The sequence below is a fragment of the Acidovorax sp. K2F genome (assembly GCF_025246485.1).
GTDB classification, from domain to species: domain Bacteria; phylum Pseudomonadota; class Gammaproteobacteria; order Burkholderiales; family Burkholderiaceae_C; genus Acidovorax; species Acidovorax delafieldii.
Genome location: NZ_JAOBSQ010000001.1, coordinates 79,787 through 97,437 on the forward strand (window position 1 = coordinate 79,787; position 17,651 = coordinate 97,437).

Here is a 17,651-nt window from a genome sequence, read left to right on the forward strand (position 1 = left end):
GCCATGGCCTATTTCCTGCGATTGCGCACGCTGCTGGCGATCTGCCTGTGGACGGTGTGTGGCGTGGGCACCAGTGCAGCCCGTGACAACGAGCCCGTGGCTGACCTGGACCTCAAGGCCGCCTACATCTTCAACTTCATCCAGTTCATCGACTGGCCCGACAGCGATGGCGCGCCCGGCAATGACGTCACGGTGTGCGTGTCTGCCTTCAGCCCGCTCAAGCGCGCCCTGACTGCGCTCGATGGCAAACAGGCCACCAAGGGCCGCACCGTGCGCGTGCGGTTGCTGGATCTGCCGGCGATTCGTGGCTGCCGCGTGCTCATCATCCACAACGCCGAAGTGGAGCCTGTTCTGCGACTGCTGCGTACCCTGCCGCCGTCCCACGGCATCCTCACCGTGTCGGATGAAATCACCTTTGTGAATCCAGAAATCGTCATCGCCCTGGCCCAGCAGGAAGGGCGCGTGGTGTTCGGCATCAGCCCCGACGCCGCCAGCAAGGCCGGCCTCATCATCAGCTCACGGCTTCTGCGGCTGGCCAGGGGAGGCCGATGAAAACACGCCCCGCTGAAGCCGACACCGCAGCGCCAGCAAGCCCGGCGACACATGCCCTGCTGTCATCGCGCCTGGTGGTCACCGGCATCCTGGCCGCAGGCCTGGCGCTGCTGACCGTGGTGCTGGCGCTCACCGGCGTGGACTACTGGAGCACCCGTGCATCCATGCTGCAAGACAGCCGGGTGGAAGCCGCCATCGTGGCCGACAACATCTCTGCGGCCGTGGTGTTCCGCGACACCAGCACCGCCAACGAAATGCTGGGCGCGCTGCGGTCATCGTCCATGGTGATCAGCGCCACGGTGTACGACAAGGATGGCGTGCTGTTTGCGCATTACGCACGCGACCGCGACCCGGACTTTCCCACCACGCTGCGTGCCACGGGACTGGACGGCGCCGCAGAGCGCGCTGGCTGGCGCATGCTGGAGATCGCCCGGCCCGTCGAGGCGTCTGGCACCACCTGGGGCACGCTGTACATCCGCAAGTCGATGGCAGCGGTGTACATGCGGCTGGGCATCCGGTTTGGCACCGCCTTGTTGATCGCCATTTGCGTGATGGCCATGGCCACCGCCATGGTGCTGCGCAGCCGCGCTGCTGTGCGCGAGGCCGAGAACCGCTTGCACGCGCTGGCCCACACCGACGCCGTCACCGGCACGGGCAACCGGCACGCGTTCAACGAGCGGCTGGCCGCCGAGCTGCAGGGCGCACGCGGTGCGGGCTACCGGGTGGCACTGGTGTACATCGACCTGGACAACTTCAAGACACTCAACGACACCTTCGGCCATGCGGCGGGGGACGGCCTGTTGCGCCAGGTGGCTCGGCGCCTGCAATCCGTGGTGCGCAGCACCGACACCATCTCGCGCCTGGGGGGCGACGAGTTTGCGTTGATCCTGCGGCTGGACATGGATGACGCGGCGCTGGAGAAATACGCGCAGCGCATCGTCAGCGTCTTCCAGGCCGCTTACACCGAGGTCGGCCAGCAGGTCAACGTGACCTGCAGCGCAGGCGTTGCCACGTTTCCCGACGATGCGATGGACATGGACGCGCTGGTGAGCAACGCCGACACCGCCATGTACCGCGCCAAGGAGATGGGCAAGAACCGCTGCGTGCGGTTTGATGCGTCGATGAACCTGGCCGTGGTGCGGCGCCAGGCCATTGAACAGGCGCTGCGTGCCGAGCTGGAGCAGGGCACCGGTTTGGCGCTGCACTACCAGCCCCTGTTTGCCGCCAGCGACCGGGCCCTGGTCGGCGCCGAGGCCTTGCTGCGGTGGACGCATGCGGAGCTGGGTTCCGTGTCGCCGCTCGAAGCCGTGTCGGTGGCCGAGGACTGCGGACTCATTGCCCCGCTGGGCTACTGGGTGATGCGCACCGCCTGCCGCGACGCCGCACAGTGGAAAGGGGGCCCGCCCCTGCGCGTGGCCGTGAACATCTCGGCGCGGCAGCTGGGTGACCCACAGTTTCTGGAACGCGTGATGGACATCCTGCGCGAAGAGGGCCTGCCCGCGCACCTGCTGGAAATCGAGCTGACCGAAACCGTGCTGATGGAAAACATGGAGGCCGGCGCCCACACGCTGCACCGGTTGAGCCAGCTGGGCATTCACCTGGCCATCGATGACTTTGGCACCGGCTACTCGTCACTGGCATATCTGCGCCAGTTGCCCATGCGGCGCCTGAAGATCGACCGCAGCTTTGTCAAAGACCTGCCGGGGCAGGAGCACAGCCGTGCCATCGTCACCGCCATCGTGGCGCTGGCACACGGCCTGGGGCTGCAGGTGACCGCCGAGGGCGTGGAAACCCAGGAGCAGGCCGACTACCTGGTGCGGCAAGGCTGCGATGTGCTGCAGGGCTATGTGTTTGCACGCCCCATGCCAGCGCCGCAGTTCCTGGCGCTGCAGGCAGGCGCTTCGGCTTGATTCAATCCACCGCGCCGTGGTAGCAGGGCGCCAGTTCGCGCACCTCCACGGTGGCCCACTCGGCGGCCGGGCATTCGCGGGCAATGGCAACGGCCTCGTCGCGCGTGGCGCAGTCGATCAGAAAGAAGCCGCCCACCATTTCCTTGGTCTCGGCAAACGGCCCGTCGGTCAGACGGGTCTGCCCTTCGCGCACCTGTAGCCGCACGGCCTGCTCGGTCGAGGCCAGCGACTCGCTGGCGCGCAACAGGCCCCGGGCCTGCAGACCGGCACCAAAACGCTGCATGCGGGCATAGGCCTCCTGGCCACCGGCCAGGCCCCGCTCGGCACGCTGGCCGTGGGGTTCCATGATGAGCAACAGGTAAGGCATGGGATCTCCTGAATCGGGGCCAATCGTGCCAGCCGCCATGGGCAGTGGCAGAGCTGGGGGCGTTCAAGGGCGTCATGCTACCAGCCTCATTTGCTATATATTTAATAGCTAATTAGGCATATACAACCAGCGCCATAGGCAGATTTCATGCAAATGGTTGCGCACCGCAGCATCGCTGTGCTATCTTTGGTTCCCTATGCAACGCAGCATGCTCCTATCCACCCTATCGCTAGGCCTAGTGCCTGGCCGGGGTCTGCCTGCGTTCGCCAGCGTTGCCGTTTTGCGCAACACCTGATCTCCCCCTGACCCCGGCCCGCGAACCAGCCTTTGCACACGCAAAGGGCTGCAGGGGATGTCATTCGTTTTGATTTCTTTCGATTCCGATTGACCCGTGCACCGTGCCTGATTGGCACACCGCACACACCCTTCGTGGAGCCCCTCATGATTGCCAAGCCCGCCACCAAATACCAACCCATCGCCCCCATTGCGCTCGCCGACCGCCAATGGCCCAACCGCAGCATCACCCACGCGCCCGTGTGGCTCTCCACCGACCTGCGCGATGGCAACCAGGCCTTGTTCGAGCCCATGAACGGCGAGCGCAAGATGAAGCTCTTTCACGAGCTGGTGCGTATCGGCTTCAAGGAGATCGAAGTCGGCTTTCCGGCCGCGTCGCAAATCGATTTCGACTTTGTGCGCCGCCTCATCGACGAAAACCTCATCCCCGACGACGTGACCATCATGGTCATGACCCAGTCGCGCGAGGACCTGATCGCACGCACCGTGGAGGCCGTGAAAGGCGCACCCCGCGCCATCGTCCACTTGTACAACGCCACCGCGCCCGCGTGGCGCCGCATCGTGTTTGGCATGAACGTGACGCAGGTGATGCAGCTCATCGCACACCATGTGGGCTACCTCAAGCAGCTCACCGACGCCCAGCCCGAAACGCAGTGGACCCTGCAGTACTCGCCCGAGACCTTCAGCGCCACCGAACTCAGCGTGTCCCTCAAGGCCTGCCAGACGGCGGTTGCCGCATGGAATGCGGGCCCTGGCCGCCCCATCATCATCAACCTGCCCACCACGGTGGAAAACGCCACGCCCAACGTGTTTGCCGACCAGATCGAGTGGATGGATCGCCACTTGTCGCCACGCGAGCACATCGTCTTGTCGGTGCACCCGCACAATGACCGGGGCACGGGCGTGGCGGCGGCAGAACTTGCAATGATGGCCGGTGCCGACCGTGTGGAAGGCTGCCTCTTTGGCAACGGTGAGCGCTGCGGCAACGTGGACATCGTGACCTTGGCGCTCAACATGTACACGCAGGGCGTGCACCCGAACCTTGACTTCTCGGACATCACCTCGGTCGCGCGCATTGCCGAAGAATGCACCTCGCTGCCCGTGCATCCACGCCACCCGTATGCGGGCGACCTGGTGTTCACCGCGTTCTCGGGCTCGCACCAGGACGCGATCAAGAAGGGCTTTGCTGCGCAAGACCCGAACGCCTTGTGGGAAGTGCCCTACCTGCCCATCGACCCGGCCGACCTCGGCCGCACGTATGACAGCGTGATCCGGGTGAACAGCCAGTCGGGCAAGGGCGGCATCGCCTTCTTGCTGGAGCGTGAGCATGGCGTGGTGATGCCGCGCCGCATGCAGGTGGAGTTCAGTGCCGTGGTGCAGCGCCAGACGGACGCGAGCGAAAGCGAGATGACGGGCGATGCGTTGTGGAGCCTGTTCCAAGCCACTTACCTGCAGGCACCTGTAAACGCCACAGTACAGGCCGCCATCACCTGCCACAGCCACCGCATCGACGAAGACGGCCAGGGCATCGAGCTGGACGTGACCATCGACGGCACGCGCCAGACCCTGCGCGGCCAGGGCAACGGGCCGATTGCCGCTACGGTGGAAGCGCTCGGCCTGCCACTGCGGGTGGACCACTACGAGGAACGCGCCACCGGCACGGGCGCCAACGCGCAGGCGATGGCGATTGTGGAAGCAGCCATGGACGGCGTGGCAGGTTCCACCTTTGGGGCAGGCGCCAGCCACAACATCGTGACTGCCTCGGTGCAAGCGATTGTGAGCGTGGCCAACCGGTTGATGGCGCGGCGGCCTGCGTTGCATCCAGAAGCAACGTCCCTGGCCGTGTGACCGAAACCAGCATGGAAATTCTTACCGCATCGACCCGGGATGCGCCCGCCATCAGCGCGCTTGCGTTGTCGGTGGCGCACTTCTTCACGCTGGACAAAAACGGGCGTGGTGCGGAGGCGTTTTTACAGACCCTGCAGCCCGAGGCGGTGGCGCTACGGCTGCAGAGTCCATCGTTCAAGACCTGGGTGGGGTGGACACGCAACAACACCTTGGCGGGCGTCGTGGTGGTGCGGGAGGACAGCCACCTGTTCCATCTGTTTGTGGCCGAGGCTTTCCAGGGACTTGGCTACGGGCAGCAACTGTGGCAACACGCCCTGTCCCATATCGCTACCGGCCCTGCACCGGGCATCACAGTCAACGCGACACCCCATGCCCGGGGCTTCTATGAGCGCATGGAGTTTTTGGCAACGGGTCCCAGGGTGGAGACCCGCGGGGTTGCATTCATTCCGATGCAGCGCGCCAGCGATGCATCCAGCATGGCGTACAAACAGGCCGCAGGGAATACCCCGTTCTGACGGGGATCGACAGGGGGTTTTCTCAGGCACTGCCAACGGCCTGCGCAAGGCTTGGCGCGCAAAGACCTTGGGGAGCCTGGGTAAAGTGCAGGGAGCCGCGTAAGTCCAGTAACCTCGGGCCCATGCGCGCCTTTCACAGCCTGAGCCTTGCCGCCTGCACCGCCGCCCTGCTGGTGCTGGCCGGTTGCAGTACATCGCGGCCTCCGTCCCCCTCGTCGCCACCGCAGGCTTCCACACGCACGGCGCCGCCGCTCACGCCGGAGCAGGCACACGACATTGCTATCCACGCGCTGGGCCTGGTGGGCACGCCGTATCGCTACGGCGGCAACACCCCGGACTCGGGCTTTGATTGCAGCGGCCTGATCGGCTATGTGTACCGCAACCAGGTGGGTACACCACCGCCGCGCACGGTGGCCCAGCTCAACACCTGGGGCTATCCCATCGACGGCAGCGAGCTGCGTGCCGGCGACCTGGTGGTGTTTGGCACGGGCCGCCAGCCCAGCCACGCTGGCATCTATGTGGGCGAAGGGCGGTTCGTGCATGCGCCGTCCTCCGGCGGCACGGTGCGGCTGGACCACCTGCAGTCGCGCCACTGGGCGCGGCAGAATGCGGCGTTCCGCAGGCCTTGAATTCGGACACCCCCCTGAGCGGCTTCGCCGCTACGCGCTGCGGGCAGGGGGACGACGCACTCGCTGCGGGGCGGCCCTTGCTCTGCGTCTCGCGCGAGGGCCGCGCCGGTATCCAGCAACGAGCCTCGATTCGGCATGTGATCGGGCTCCGCGACAATCGGGGCCACCATGACCCACGCACACCGCTCCGCCACCCCCATCTCCACCCACGACACCACCCGCATTGATGACACGCGCATCAAGGCCGTGCGCCCACTGATCACACCGGCGCTGCTGCAGGAATGGCTGCCCACGCCCGATGCGGCACTGACCCTGGTCGAATCCAGCCGCGCTGCCATTTCGCGCATCCTGCATGGGCAGGACGACCGGCTGATCGTGGTGGTGGGGCCTTGCTCCATCCACGACCATGGCCAGACCATGGACTATGCACGCCAGCTGAAAGCACAGGCCGATGCACTGCAGGACGACCTGCTCATCGTGATGCGGGTGTACTTTGAAAAGCCGCGCACCACTGTGGGCTGGAAGGGCTACATCAACGACCCGCATCTCGATGGCAGCTTTGCCATCAACGAGGGGCTGGAGCTGGCCCGCCAGCTGCTGCTGGACGTGCTGGCGCTGGGCCTGCCCGTGGGCACCGAGTTCCTGGACCTGCTCTCGCCGCAGTTCATCAGCGACCTGGTGAGCTGGGGCGCCATCGGCGCGCGCACGACCGAGAGCCAGAGTCACCGGCAGCTGGCCAGCGGCCTGTCGTGCCCCGTGGGTTTCAAGAACGGCACCGATGGTGGCGTGAAGGTGGCGAGCGACGCCATCCTGGCGGCCAGTGCCGCGCACGCCTTCATGGGCATGACCAAGATGGGCCAGGCCGCGATCTTTGAAACGCGCGGCAACCAGGACTGCCACGTGATCCTGCGCGGCGGCAAGCAGCCCAACTACAGCGCCGCCGATGTGGATGCGACCTGCGCCGTGCTCAAGGCCGCCGGCCTGCGCGAGCAGGTGATGATTGACGTGAGCCACGCCAACAGCAGCAAGCAGCACCAGCGCCAGATCACCGTGGCGGCAGAAGTGGCGCAGCAGATTGCCGCAGGCGACACACGCATCACCGGGCTGATGATCGAGAGCCACCTGCAGGAGGGCCGCCAGGACATCGTGCCCGGCCAGCCACTGGCGCATGGCGTGTCGGTGACGGATGCCTGCATCAGCATGGCGCAAACCGTGCCGGTCCTTGAAGGACTGGCAGCAGCAGTGCGGGCGCGGCGCCAGAAGGCCTGACACACCCGACGCACCTTGTGCTCGGCTGGCACGCCTGGCGTCAGGCTGCGCTATCAGCCCTGGGGCGGCCTCGCGGCCCCCATGTCGATGTTGCGCGCCGTGGCCAGCAGCGTAGCGCACAGCCGCTGCTGGCCGGCGGCATCCACTGCCCACACGTCGGCGGCACAGACGGTGAGCAGGCGCCCCGCATCCACCACGCGGCCACGCGCCCGCAGGCACTCGCCCTGGGCAGGGGCCACAATTTTCAAGGTGGTGTCCACCGTGGCATTGGTCCAGCCAGGTGGTAACACGCTGCCTGCTGCCGCCACCGCCGCAAAGTCGGCCACCGCAAACACGGCCGTGGCCTGCAACTGGCCGGGGCGAAAGCTGAAGGCCTCGCTCACCGGTATCTCCACCTCCACCCGGCCGGGCTCGGCATGGACAAAGCGCAGCCCCAGCGTGCGGGCCATCGGCATGGCCAGCACCACGGCCTGCAGAGTTTCGATGGTGCTACGGGCTCCGCTGGACAAAGCATCGCAGGGCGCGGGTGTGAGTGGGGCTGTCATGGTGGGGGTCTCCAGGGGGTGGGGGGGTTTGGGTGCTGCGAGGGGTCTAGGGCTTGCGGGCCGACGGGGCACGCACACGCGGCCAGGGCTTGGTAGATGCAGTGGCTGCGCCCGAGGGTGTTTGCCGACCCTGGGTTTTTGATCGCTGCTTTGTGAGCAACTGGCCACGCAACCAGGCCTGGTGCGCCTGCACGGTGGATTTTTGGGACTGCAGCGCAGCGATCTGCTGGTCGATCGCGTCCACACGCGCCTGCAAGGCCTGCACCATGTCGTCAATGCCGAGGGTGCCGGCGCGGTATTCATCCAGGCGAAGGGCAATCTGCGGCAGGCTGAAGCCCAGCTGGCGGGACATGGCGATGAACACCACCTCGCGCCGCATGCGGGCCGGATAGTCGCGGTAGCCGTTGGCCCGGCGGTCGGGGTGGATGAGCCCCAGCCGCTCGTAGTGGCGCAGCGCGTGGACGGACACCGAGGCCTGTTGCGCGAGTTCGGAAATCTGCATGGGGCCACGTTAGCAAGCCTCGTGCTGCGCGAAGGTTGCCTGGGTGACTGCCCGAGGTCAAAACACTGTGTTTTTTGGGACAAACCCCCATAGGCGCACGTCGCAAGCAAGGTCTGTGCGGTGTAGCATTGACCCTCTTTGCCACAGTGCTTGTGGCGCTGTGAACCTGAGCGCGCGGTGCGGCCGCATTGCACGCTCCCTCTACTGCCCGATTGCCTTGCCGACGCTACTCCGCCCCGCCACCCATGGCTTGGTCGCACCGACCAGGCTGGGCAGCTGCGTGCGCAGCGGCGCCACGGTGGACTGACCATGCCACCAGCGCAAGCCACCGCAGAGGCCGCCCGGCTCCAGGCACTGCAGTCTTACGCAATCCTCGACACCCCGGCGGAAGACAGCTTTGACCAGCTGGCCACGCTGGCTGCGCGTGTATGCCAGTGCCCCATGGCGGTGGTCAACTTCGTGGACAGCGACCGGCAGTGGTTCAAGGCCGCAGTGGGTGTACCGTTCAAGGAGACCGAGCGCGCGATTGCGTTCTGCGCGCATGCACTGAGCGGCAGCCGCGAGCCCATGGTGGTCAACGACACCCACAAGCACCCGGTTTTTGCCCACAACCCGCTGGTCACGCAGGACCCCCATGTGCGCTTTTACGCCTGTGTGCCGCTGGTCACCCCCGAGGGGCAGGCGCTGGGCACGCTGGCGGTGCTGGACTCCATCCCCCGGCACATCGAGGCCGAGCAGCTGGAGGGCCTGCGCATACTGGCCGAGCAGGCCATGGTGCAGCTGGAGCTGCGCCGCCAAAAGCAGGTGCTGGCCGACCTGGTGCAGCAGCGCGACAAGATGCATGCCGAACTGCTGGCCCAGAGCGAGACCCTGCGCGTGGCCGGGCAGATGGCCCGCATTGGCGGGTGGATCGTGGAGCTGCCCAGCCTGCAGCTGAACTGGTCGCAGGAGATCGCCGCCGCCTTCGGCATTGCGGGACGCATGGGCTCGGTGGAACAGATCATGGAGCTGTACCTGCCCCCACACCGGCAGGCCATGTTGGCAGCGTTTGAGAGTTGCATCCGCCACGGCACACCGTTTGACCTGGAGGCCGAACTTGTCACACTGGCGGGTCGGCACTTCTGGGTGCGCACCACCGGGCAGGCGGTGCGCGACGCCGAGGGCCGCATCGTGCGGATACAGGGGGCGTTTCAGGACATCTCGGCCCAGCACCAGGCCCGGCAGGCCCGCCGTGAAAGCGAAGAGCGCTTTCACCTGGTCTCTCGCGCCACCGCCGACGCGGTGTGGGACTGGAACCTGCACACCGATGCCATGTGGTGGAACGAAGGCATGCAGACCCTGTTCGGTGTGCCACTCGACCAGTTGCCGCCCGACAGCACCTCGTGGACCTTGCGGCTGCACCCCGATGACAGCGAAGAAGTGCTCGAAGGCATCCATGCAGCCATCGACGGCACGGCCAACCACTGGTCGGACGAATACCGCTTTCGCCGCCAGGACGGCAGCTATGCCTGGGTGCTGGACCGGGGCTTCCTGATCCGCGACCTGCAGGGCAAGGCCGTGCGCATGGTGGGCGGCATGACGGACATCAGCGCGCAAAAGCTGGCCGACCTGGACGCCCAGCGCGACGCACAGAACCATGCCGAGCTGCTGCAGGTGCAGCAGCGCATTTCGTCGCTGGACATGCCGCTGCCCGAGGTGCTGCAGCTGGTGGCCAGCACCGTGCTGCGCCAGACCGAAGCGCGCGGCGCCATGGTGGAGCTGCTGCAAGGCCGCCAGCTGGTGGCGCAAGCCTCGGCCGGTGACCACGTGCGCCCGGTGGGCAACCTGCTGCCAGTGGACCAGAGCCTGCTCTGGCCTGCGCTCAGCAAGGGCCAGACCGTGGTGTGCAACGACACCGAGGCCGAGGGCTGGGACATGGCTTCGATGCCCCACCGCCACGGCGTACGGTCGGTCATGGCGGTTCCGCTGCGCAGTGGCGACGCCATCGTCGGGTCGCTCAAGGTCACATCGGACAAGGTCAATGCATTTTCGCGCCGCGATGTGGCGCACCTGGAGATCCTGACCGAGTCGCTGGGTGCCATGGTGCAGTTGCGGCATGTGGCGGGGCAGCTGCATGCGTCCGAGCAGCAATACCGCATGCTGTTTGACGAGCACCCGCACCCCATGTGGGTGTACGACCGTGAAACCCTGCAGCTGCAGGCCGTGAACCGGTCGATGGAACGCCACTATGGCTACACCGAGTCCGAGCTGCTGACCATGTCGATGCTGGACCTGTGGCCCGCTGACCGGCGCCCCAACGTCGAGGCCAACATCCGCGCCGTTCCGATGGAACAGCGCAACGCGCCGGTCATCAGCCGCCACATCAAGAAGGATGGCAGCTTCATGGATGTGGAGATCACGGCAGGCAGCATCAGCTTCAACGGGCGCCCAGCCCGCCAGGTGCTGGCCACCGACGTGACCGACCGCCTGCGCACCGAGCGCGAGCTGGCGCGCATGGGCCGTGCCCAGCGCCTGCTGAGCGCATGCAACGAAACCCTGGTGCGCGCCACGTCCGAGACCGCACTGCTGCAGGCCATCTGCCAGATTGCGGTGGACATCGGTGGCTACCGCATGGGCTGGGTGGGGTTTGCCATGGACGACGAGCGCAAGTCCATCCGCCCGGTGGCCCATGCGGGCTACAACCAGAACTACCTGGAAAACCTGCAACTGAGCTGGTCGGCCGACGACCCCTATGGCCGGGGCCCGGCGGGCATTGCGGTGCGCACCGGCCAGCCGGTGATCGTGCAGGACATCCGCACCGAAGGGGACTTTGCCGACTGGACCGAGCGCATGCTGGAGCATGGCTTTCACGGCGTGATCTGCCTGCCGCTGCGCGAGCATGCGCGCGACCACGCGCAGGACCGCAGTTTTGGCCTGTTGTACCTGTATGCACCCGACGTGTTGCAGATCAGCCCCGAAGAAGCCGCACTGCTGCAAGAGCTGTCCAACGACCTGGCCATCGGCATCACCAGCCTGCGCGCGCACAAGGCGCAGCAGCGGCTGCAGGCCTCGGTGCTCAAGGTGGCGGCGGCCGTGTCGGCCAGCACCGGCACCGAATTTTTTGTGCAGCTGGTGCGCAACATGGCCGATGCGCTGGATGCCCAGGGCGGCTGCGTGGTGCGGCTGCTGCCGCATTCGCAAGACCAGGCGCCCCGGGTGGTCACGCTGGCCGCCGTGCTCGACGGCCAGATGCTGCCCAACGACGAATACAGCCTGACCGGCACGCCCAGCCTGTTGCTGATGTCCCAGCGTACCCATGTGGTGACCGACAAGGTGCAGCAGCTGTACCCCGAAGCCCCCGTGCTGCGCGCGGTGGGTGCCCAGGCCTATGTGGGCCAGCAGCTGTGCAATGCCGACGGCGAGGTGGTGGGCATCGTCTTTGTGCTGTTCCGCCATGCGATTGCCGACACGGACTTCATCACATCCACGCTGCAGATCTTTGCCTCGCGTGCGTCGGCCGAGATCGAGCGGCAGCTGGCCGATATCCGCATCCGCCACCAGGCCTCGCTGCTGGACAAGGCCCAGGACGCCATCCTGGTGCGGGACCTGGACCACCGCATCATCTTCTGGAACAAGAGCGCGGAGCGCCTGTACGGCTGGTCGCAGCTGCAGGCGCTGGGGCAGTCCATCGAGACACTGCTCTACGAAGACCCCACGCACTTCCGGCACGCCACGCAGACGGTGCTGGAGCAGGGGGAGTGGACCGGCGAGATCGTGCAGCGCCACCGCGATGGCAGCACCATCGAGGTGGAAGGCCGCTGGACGCTGGTGCGTGGCGACGACGGCCAGCCACAGTCCATCCTGGCCATCAACACCGATATCCGCCAGCGCAAGGCCAGCGAGCGCGAGATCCAGCGCCTGGCGTTCTACGATGCGCTCACCGGCCTGCCCAACCGCATGCTGCTCATGGACCGCATGCACCAGGCCCTGGCCACCGCGCAGCGGCGCCAGCAGGGCGGGGCGTTGCTGTTCATTGACCTCGACAACTTCAAGACCCTGAACGACACCCTGGGCCACGACCAGGGCGACCTGCTGCTGCAACAGGTGGCGCAGCGCCTGAACACCTGCGTGCGCAGCGTGGACACGGTGGCCCGGCTGGGGGGTGACGAATTTGTGGTCATGCTGGAAGAACTCAGCCCCAAGCCGCACGAGCTGGCACTGCACGCCCGGGGCGTGGGTGAAAAGATCCTGGCCATGCTGGCCGTGCCCTATGCGCTGCAGGGCTACCAGTACCGCAGCACCCCCAGTATCGGCATTGCGCCGTTCACCGGCGAACACACCACAGTGGGCGAGCTGCTCAAGCAGGCCGACCTGGCCATGTACCAGGCCAAGACGGCCGGCCGCAACACGCTGCGCTTTTTTGACCCCGACATGCAGGCCGTGGTCACGGCACGCGCTGGGCTGGAAACCGACCTGCGCTCGGCGCTGATGCAGGAAGAGTTCCTGCTGCACTTTCAGCCGCAAATCCACCAGTCGGGCCGCTGTGTGGGGGTGGAGGCGCTGGTGCGCTGGGCCCACCCGCAGCGCGGCATGGTGTCGCCCGCGCAGTTCATCCCGCTCGCTGAAGAGACGGGCCTCATCCTGCCGCTGGGCCGCTGGGTGTTACACACCGCGTGCAAGCTGCTGGCCAGCTGGCAGAGCGACCCGGCCCTGTCGCACCTGACCATGGCCGTCAACGTGAGTTCGCGCCAGTTCCGCCATGCCACTTTTGTGGACGACGTGGCCCGCGTGCTCGCCATCACCGGCGCGCCCTCGGCCCAGCTCAAGCTGGAGCTGACCGAAAGCCTGCTGGTGGAAGACATGGAGACCACCATCGCCACCATGACCGCGCTGCGGTCGTACGGGGTGGGCTTCTCGCTGGACGACTTTGGCACGGGCTACTCCAGCCTGAGCTACTTGAAGCGCATGCCACTCGATCAGCTCAAGATCGACCAGAGCTTCGTGCGCGACCTGCTGACCGACCCCAACGACGCTGCGATCGTGGACACCATCATCGGCCTGTCGCGCAGCCTGGGGCTGGAAGTGATCGCCGAAGGCGTGGAGACCCCCGAGCAATGCGCTCTGCTGGCCCGCGCAGGTTGCCAGCTCTACCAGGGCTACCTGTTCAGCAAGGCGCTGTCGGTGGACGTTCTGGACAGCTTCCTGCGCACCTCGCAGGCATAAGCGGCGCCCGCCAGGTGTTCCCGGCGCTTGTCCACCCCTTAGTCCCATCCCACCCTAACTCCCTTCTGAGGGCCTCAGGAGGCCCGTGAGCGGCCGGTGGGTCTGTTTCGGCCCCCCTGGGCCTGCTTTTGCGCCCAAGGCCCTCTACGGCCTTCTGGGCGTCTCCAGATCCCATCTTCCGTCCTGGGCAGCCCGGGTACGCCTGACATGTGGGTGCTGCTTTCGTCCACCCCTGCCGTTTGCATCGCCCCAGTTGTCCTCTGTCTTCTTCTTATGTCTTTTATAAATACATAGTCGTAGTAGTAGAGGGCGGCCTGGCGTGTGGACAACTGCATTTTTGCCAGCGCTGGCAAGCACTTAGCCCGCTGCCAACCCTGTGCACTCAGCCCAGCTCCCGTTGTCGCCCGAGCGGGGACAAAAGCGGCGCGTCGCCCTTTTCTGTGGATAAGCCCCCGGTTGTGCCAAAACTATCCCCAGTTTTACGCACCGGGCGCGTGGGCAGCAGGAATTTCAATCAAAACGACCCGTAGCGCTACGGCCGTATATCTTTTTTGCTCTCTAATTAATAGCGCTGAGGCAGATGTGACGCTCCGCTTCCAGTACTGCAGGGGCTTGGGGGCGCCAGTGAGGCGGTCAGAACCTGCCCAGACGATGGTCGATGCAGCGCACAGGGCCTTGGCACAGCACATCCCTCGTACCAGGCCGTAAAGCCGTTTCGTGCGGTTAACGACCGCCTGTGGGTGCCCAAGAGGACTTGAGTGAGCCGCAGGGCAGGCCGAGCTGTAGCCACCACGGCCTGGTGGTGATGTCCGTGCAGACAGGCCCCCACAAGCAGAACCGCACGTCGCAGGCGTGTGATGGGTACCCCGGAGTTGGTGTTCTGGTTATTCTTTAATAGCTTTATATATAAATAGCAGTAGTAGTAGAGAACGCCTGTTTGTGTGGACAAGCGTCTTTTCTTCAATGCTGGCGCGTACTTGCGTCTCTGCAAAGTGTGTGGGACAGCTCGCACAAAGTGCGGGGCTCACCGACAACAACTTTCGGGTGGCGGATTTTTGTGTGGATAACTGCCCGGTTGTGCCAGAACTGTGCCCAGAGTTATCCACAGCTGCGTCGCATATGGCCGTTCGCTGCTCCCCATGGGCTGGCCGCCACAACAAAAAACCCGGCGTTCAGTGAAGAACGCCGGGTTGGCGGGTGTGCGCCTTAGCGCCTGTCAGCCTGGCCGGGGGGCCTTATTTGGCCGGAGCGGGGGCCGGACGGCCTTCGCCCCCGCGCATGCCGCCGTGGTGGTCGCCGTGCCCGTGGCGGCCCTCGCCACCCCGCATGCCACCCATGGGGTGGCCGCGGTGGGCCTGGGCGTCAAAGGTCTTTTGCTGCTCGGGCGTCAGCGTCGCATAGAAGGCCTTGGTGGCCTCGCCACGGCGGTCGGCTTCGGCAGCGTGCTGAGCGCGCAGGGCCCGCATGCGGTCGATGCGTTCCGGCGTGGTCAGCTTGTCCATGTCCTGGCGGTCCAGGCGGGCGGGGCGTTCGCCGGGCTGCATGGCGGTGGTGAAGGTGGTCCAGGCGGATTCCTGTGCAGGCGTCAGCTTGAGCTGGGCCTTGAGGTCTGCCAGCCGCTTGGCATGGCGCTGGGCCATGTCGCCATGGTGGCGTTCATGGCGGCCCTCGGCGGCCTTGGCGGGGGCTGTGGGGGATGCCGCAGGCGCAGCTGGGGGTTGCTGGGCCAGCACAGGCAACGCCATGGCGGCGAGCAGGGCGGTGGCGGCAATGCGGTGAGAGATGGGGTGGGAGAAACGGGATGCCATGGTGGAAGTCCTTTCGCGGTGGTGAGCTCGCTGCAACGACCGTTTCAGCGATTGGAGTCCAGTGTCTGCCGCCCACGTATCGCCACCGTGCGCGTTGGGTGAGGCTGTGTAAAGTTGCAGCGAACGCTTGCAAAGTGGCCTCCGAGATAATTTTGGGCTAATAGTCGGCGATGCGCTAGTGGCATATGCCTCGTTTGCTATTGATTGTGTAGCGTTTTCAGTCCCTCAAGGGCTGCCCGTGCCCCAGCGGCCCGGCGCCTGGGTGGCGACCGCCGACAATGGCGGGTTCCGTGTCTGTGTCGTTGTCCGCAGCGACCCCAACCAAAGGTTTTCCGTGTTCAAGAACATGATCGTGTACCGCATTGCTCCGCAATGGCAGGTCGAGCTGACGCAAGTAGAGGATGCCCTGGCCAAGGCCCCGTTCCAGGAATGTGGCGCCACGCAAGAGAAGTCGCTGGGCTGGGTGCCCCCCCGGGGTGAACTACATGGCCCCTTGGTCGAATCGGTGGGCGGGCAGTGGATCCTGCGTTTCATGGTCGAGACCAAGGTGCTGCCCGGCAGCGTGCTGGCGCGCAAGGTCAAGGAAAAGGCCGAACGCATCGAAAAGGAAACCGGCCGCAAGCCCGGCAAGAAGGAAAGCAAGGAGCTGAAAGACGAGGCCAAGCTGGACCTGCTGCCCATGGCCTTCACCAAGCAGGGCTCGATGTGGATCTGGATCGACACAGCCTCGCGCCTGCTGGTGCTGGACACATCCAGCCAGGGCCGTGCCGATGAAGTGGTGACCTTGCTGGTCGAATCGCTGCCGGGCCTGTCGGTGTCGCTGCTCGACACCCAGACCAGCCCCCAGGCCGCCATGGCCCACTGGCTCAAGGAGCAGGAGCCACCCGTGGGCTTCACGGTGGACCGCGAGTGCGAACTGAAAAGCGCCAACGAGGAAAAAGCCGTGGTGCGCTACGCCCGCCACCCACTGGACATCGAGGAGGTGCAGGCCCACATCGACGCCGGCAAGCTGCCCACCAAACTTGCCCTCACCTGGGACGACCGCGTGAGCTTCATGCTCACCGAAGGCCTGCAGATCAAGAAGGTGTCGTTCCTGGACACGGTGTTTGAAGGCACCAAGGCAGACGATGGCGGCTTTGACACTGACGTGGCGATTGCCACGGGCGAGCTGGTCAAGCTGATTCCGGACCTGATCGAGGCGCTGGGTGGGGAGACCGAGAGTGGAGTGGCAGGTGCGGCGCAGGCGGTGGCGAGTGGTGACAGGGCTGAAACTGCTCCAGCAGCATCACGGTCACCCATGCCAGCAGCAGCACCCTCTGCGCCGGCACGCAAAGTGGCTGGGGGTGGGGTGGTGACCGGTCCTCAGGAAGTGCCCGTCGATACCGACCCGGAGTCGGCCCCGTTTTGAGATCGTGGCCCGAGCGGGGCCATGGCGGCTTCAGCGGTCGCTGCTATAGGCGGCGGCGTTCACCAACGCCGCCAGCTCACGCACATAGGCGTCTTCAATGCCCAGCACCCCACACTGCTGCACCAGCTGCTCCAGGTAGTCCCGGTTGCTGCCGATACGCCCGCAGGCGGTGGCAATCGTCGCGGCCGTGGCCTGCAGCGACAGATTGGCCCGGTAATGGGTATGGGCCGTGTTGGCGACCAGCACCAGCGCCTGCACTTCGCCCTGGGGCGTTGGCAGGGGCAGCAGTTGCGGGCAGTAGGCGCCGGTGATCATCTCGCGCCGCCACAGCAGGCGGGACTCGTCCTCCACCAGCGGCGCCGGGATGCGGAATGCCAGGCCCTCGCAGCCCTGTGGGTCTTCGTCGCCCGTGCGCTGCAAGGTCAGCACCAGGCCCGGGCAATCAGGGGTGCCCCGGCCGATGGTGGTGCTCAGGGCAAAGCGGCGTGCAAAGCCGGGCAGGCAGGCGCGGCGCACTTCGCCAAAGTGAAAGCCTGGGTTCCACATCAGCGAGCCATAGGCAAACACCCACAGATCCTGCTGCTCGGCGGTGATCGTGGAAAGCACCTCGCGGCGGGATTGCTCAACCTCGATATCTGGCAGGCGCCAGTGGGCGGGCAGGCCCTGGCAGCGCGCCTGGGCGTCCCACTCGGCCAGCACCTCGTCGGTGAGGCGCAGGCCTGAGGCATGGGCAGGGGTCAGCCGGCCTTGCAGCTCGGGCAGGTGAAGGAAGGCGTTGTCGGGGGTCATGGGGCAGTTCGGC

13 protein-coding genes are annotated in these 17,651 nt (G+C 66.0%); 8 read left to right on the plus strand and 5 right to left on the minus strand.

What is annotated here, in order from left to right; translation table 11 throughout:
- Positions 1–3 precede the first annotated feature (3 nt).
- Complete coding sequence (locus N4G42_RS00410) at positions 4–552, plus strand: YfiR family protein (RefSeq protein ID WP_260665738.1); 549 nt, start codon at positions 4–6, stop codon at positions 550–552.
- On the plus strand, positions 549–2,462 hold the full coding sequence (locus tag N4G42_RS00415; protein WP_260665740.1) for a putative bifunctional diguanylate cyclase/phosphodiesterase: 1,914 nt from the start codon (positions 549–551) through the stop codon (positions 2,460–2,462). Before N4G42_RS00410 ends, N4G42_RS00415 begins: the two co-directional genes overlap by 4 nt.
- 1 nt (position 2,463) lies before the next feature.
- Here the strand turns inward: N4G42_RS00415 and N4G42_RS00420 are convergent, their stop codons facing one another.
- Positions 2,464–2,829, minus strand: a complete 366-nt coding sequence (locus N4G42_RS00420) for a YciI family protein (protein ID WP_056056900.1) — start codon at positions 2,827–2,829, stop codon at positions 2,464–2,466.
- Positions 2,830–3,270: 441 nt separating this feature from the next.
- Between N4G42_RS00420 and leuA the strand changes: the two genes are divergently transcribed.
- The 4 genes from leuA to N4G42_RS00440 all read left to right on the plus strand — a co-directional run bounded on the left by leuA (position 3,271) and on the right by N4G42_RS00440 (position 7,384).
- Positions 3,271–4,971: a 2-isopropylmalate synthase gene (gene leuA / locus N4G42_RS00425; RefSeq protein WP_260665741.1), complete on the plus strand. Its 1,701-nt coding sequence runs from the start codon at positions 3,271–3,273 to the stop codon at positions 4,969–4,971.
- An 11-nt stretch (positions 4,972–4,982) separates the two neighbouring features.
- Positions 4,983–5,486 (plus strand): GNAT family N-acetyltransferase, encoded by a 504-nt coding sequence (locus tag N4G42_RS00430; RefSeq protein ID WP_260665742.1) that lies wholly within the window; start codon positions 4,983–4,985, stop codon positions 5,484–5,486.
- 122 nt (positions 5,487–5,608) lie between these two features.
- Positions 5,609–6,115, plus strand: coding sequence for a C40 family peptidase (locus N4G42_RS00435; RefSeq protein ID WP_260665743.1), 507 nt, complete (start codon positions 5,609–5,611; stop codon positions 6,113–6,115).
- 168 nt (positions 6,116–6,283) lie between these two features.
- Positions 6,284–7,384, plus strand: coding sequence for a 3-deoxy-7-phosphoheptulonate synthase (locus N4G42_RS00440; protein ID WP_146870431.1), 1,101 nt, complete (start codon positions 6,284–6,286; stop codon positions 7,382–7,384).
- A 53-nt stretch (positions 7,385–7,437) separates the two neighbouring features.
- Here the strand turns inward: N4G42_RS00440 and N4G42_RS00445 are convergent, their stop codons facing one another.
- Positions 7,438–7,839, minus strand: a complete 402-nt coding sequence (locus tag N4G42_RS00445) for a PaaI family thioesterase (RefSeq protein ID WP_200938879.1) — start codon at positions 7,837–7,839, stop codon at positions 7,438–7,440.
- Positions 7,840–7,975: 136 nt separating this feature from the next.
- Entirely contained in the window at positions 7,976–8,431 is a 456-nt protein-coding gene (locus tag N4G42_RS00450; protein ID WP_056056913.1) for a MerR family DNA-binding transcriptional regulator, read from the minus strand.
- A 309-nt stretch (positions 8,432–8,740) separates the two neighbouring features.
- Between N4G42_RS00450 and N4G42_RS00455 the strand changes: the two genes are divergently transcribed.
- Positions 8,741–13,633, plus strand: coding sequence for an EAL domain-containing protein (locus N4G42_RS00455; protein WP_260665744.1), 4,893 nt, complete (start codon positions 8,741–8,743; stop codon positions 13,631–13,633).
- Between the two features lie 1,235 nt (positions 13,634–14,868).
- On the opposite strand, the gene N4G42_RS00460 is transcribed toward N4G42_RS00455, so the two are convergent.
- Positions 14,869–15,441 (minus strand): Spy/CpxP family protein refolding chaperone, encoded by a 573-nt coding sequence (locus N4G42_RS00460; RefSeq protein ID WP_060987148.1) that lies wholly within the window; start codon positions 15,439–15,441, stop codon positions 14,869–14,871.
- 334 nt (positions 15,442–15,775) lie between these two features.
- On the opposite strand from N4G42_RS00460, the gene N4G42_RS00465 reads away from it, so the two are divergent.
- Entirely contained in the window at positions 15,776–16,849 is a 1,074-nt protein-coding gene (locus tag N4G42_RS00465) for a recombination-associated protein RdgC (RefSeq protein ID WP_260665745.1), read from the plus strand.
- Between the two features lie 30 nt (positions 16,850–16,879).
- On the opposite strand, the gene N4G42_RS00470 is transcribed toward N4G42_RS00465, so the two are convergent.
- Entirely contained in the window at positions 16,880–17,638 is a 759-nt protein-coding gene (locus N4G42_RS00470) for a gamma-glutamylcyclotransferase (protein WP_260665746.1), read from the minus strand.
- Positions 17,639–17,651 lie beyond the last annotated feature (13 nt).

Excerpts from the sequence above, each read along its gene's own strand:
- N4G42_RS00410 (WP_260665738.1), top strand. The coding sequence starts at position 4 with ATGGCCTATTTCCTGCGATTGCGCACGCTGCTGGCGATCTGCCTGTGG.
- N4G42_RS00415 (WP_260665740.1), top strand. The coding sequence starts at position 549 with ATGAAAACACGCCCCGCTGAAGCCGACACCGCAGCGCCAGCAAGCCCG.
- N4G42_RS00420 (WP_056056900.1), bottom strand. The coding sequence starts at position 2,829 with ATGCCTTACCTGTTGCTCATCATGGAACCCCACGGCCAGCGTGCCGAG.
- leuA (WP_260665741.1), top strand. The coding sequence starts at position 3,271 with ATGATTGCCAAGCCCGCCACCAAATACCAACCCATCGCCCCCATTGCG.
- N4G42_RS00430 (WP_260665742.1), top strand. The coding sequence starts at position 4,983 with ATGGAAATTCTTACCGCATCGACCCGGGATGCGCCCGCCATCAGCGCG.
- N4G42_RS00435 (WP_260665743.1), top strand. The coding sequence starts at position 5,609 with ATGCGCGCCTTTCACAGCCTGAGCCTTGCCGCCTGCACCGCCGCCCTG.
- N4G42_RS00440 (WP_146870431.1), top strand. The coding sequence starts at position 6,284 with ATGACCCACGCACACCGCTCCGCCACCCCCATCTCCACCCACGACACC.
- N4G42_RS00445 (WP_200938879.1), bottom strand. The coding sequence starts at position 7,839 with ATGCCGATGGCCCGCACGCTGGGGCTGCGCTTTGTCCATGCCGAGCCC.
- N4G42_RS00450 (WP_056056913.1), bottom strand. The coding sequence starts at position 8,431 with ATGCAGATTTCCGAACTCGCGCAACAGGCCTCGGTGTCCGTCCACGCG.
- N4G42_RS00455 (WP_260665744.1), top strand. The coding sequence starts at position 8,741 with ATGCCACCAGCGCAAGCCACCGCAGAGGCCGCCCGGCTCCAGGCACTG.
- N4G42_RS00460 (WP_060987148.1), bottom strand. The coding sequence starts at position 15,441 with ATGGCATCCCGTTTCTCCCACCCCATCTCTCACCGCATTGCCGCCACC.
- N4G42_RS00470 (WP_260665746.1), bottom strand. The coding sequence starts at position 17,638 with ATGACCCCCGACAACGCCTTCCTTCACCTGCCCGAGCTGCAAGGCCGG.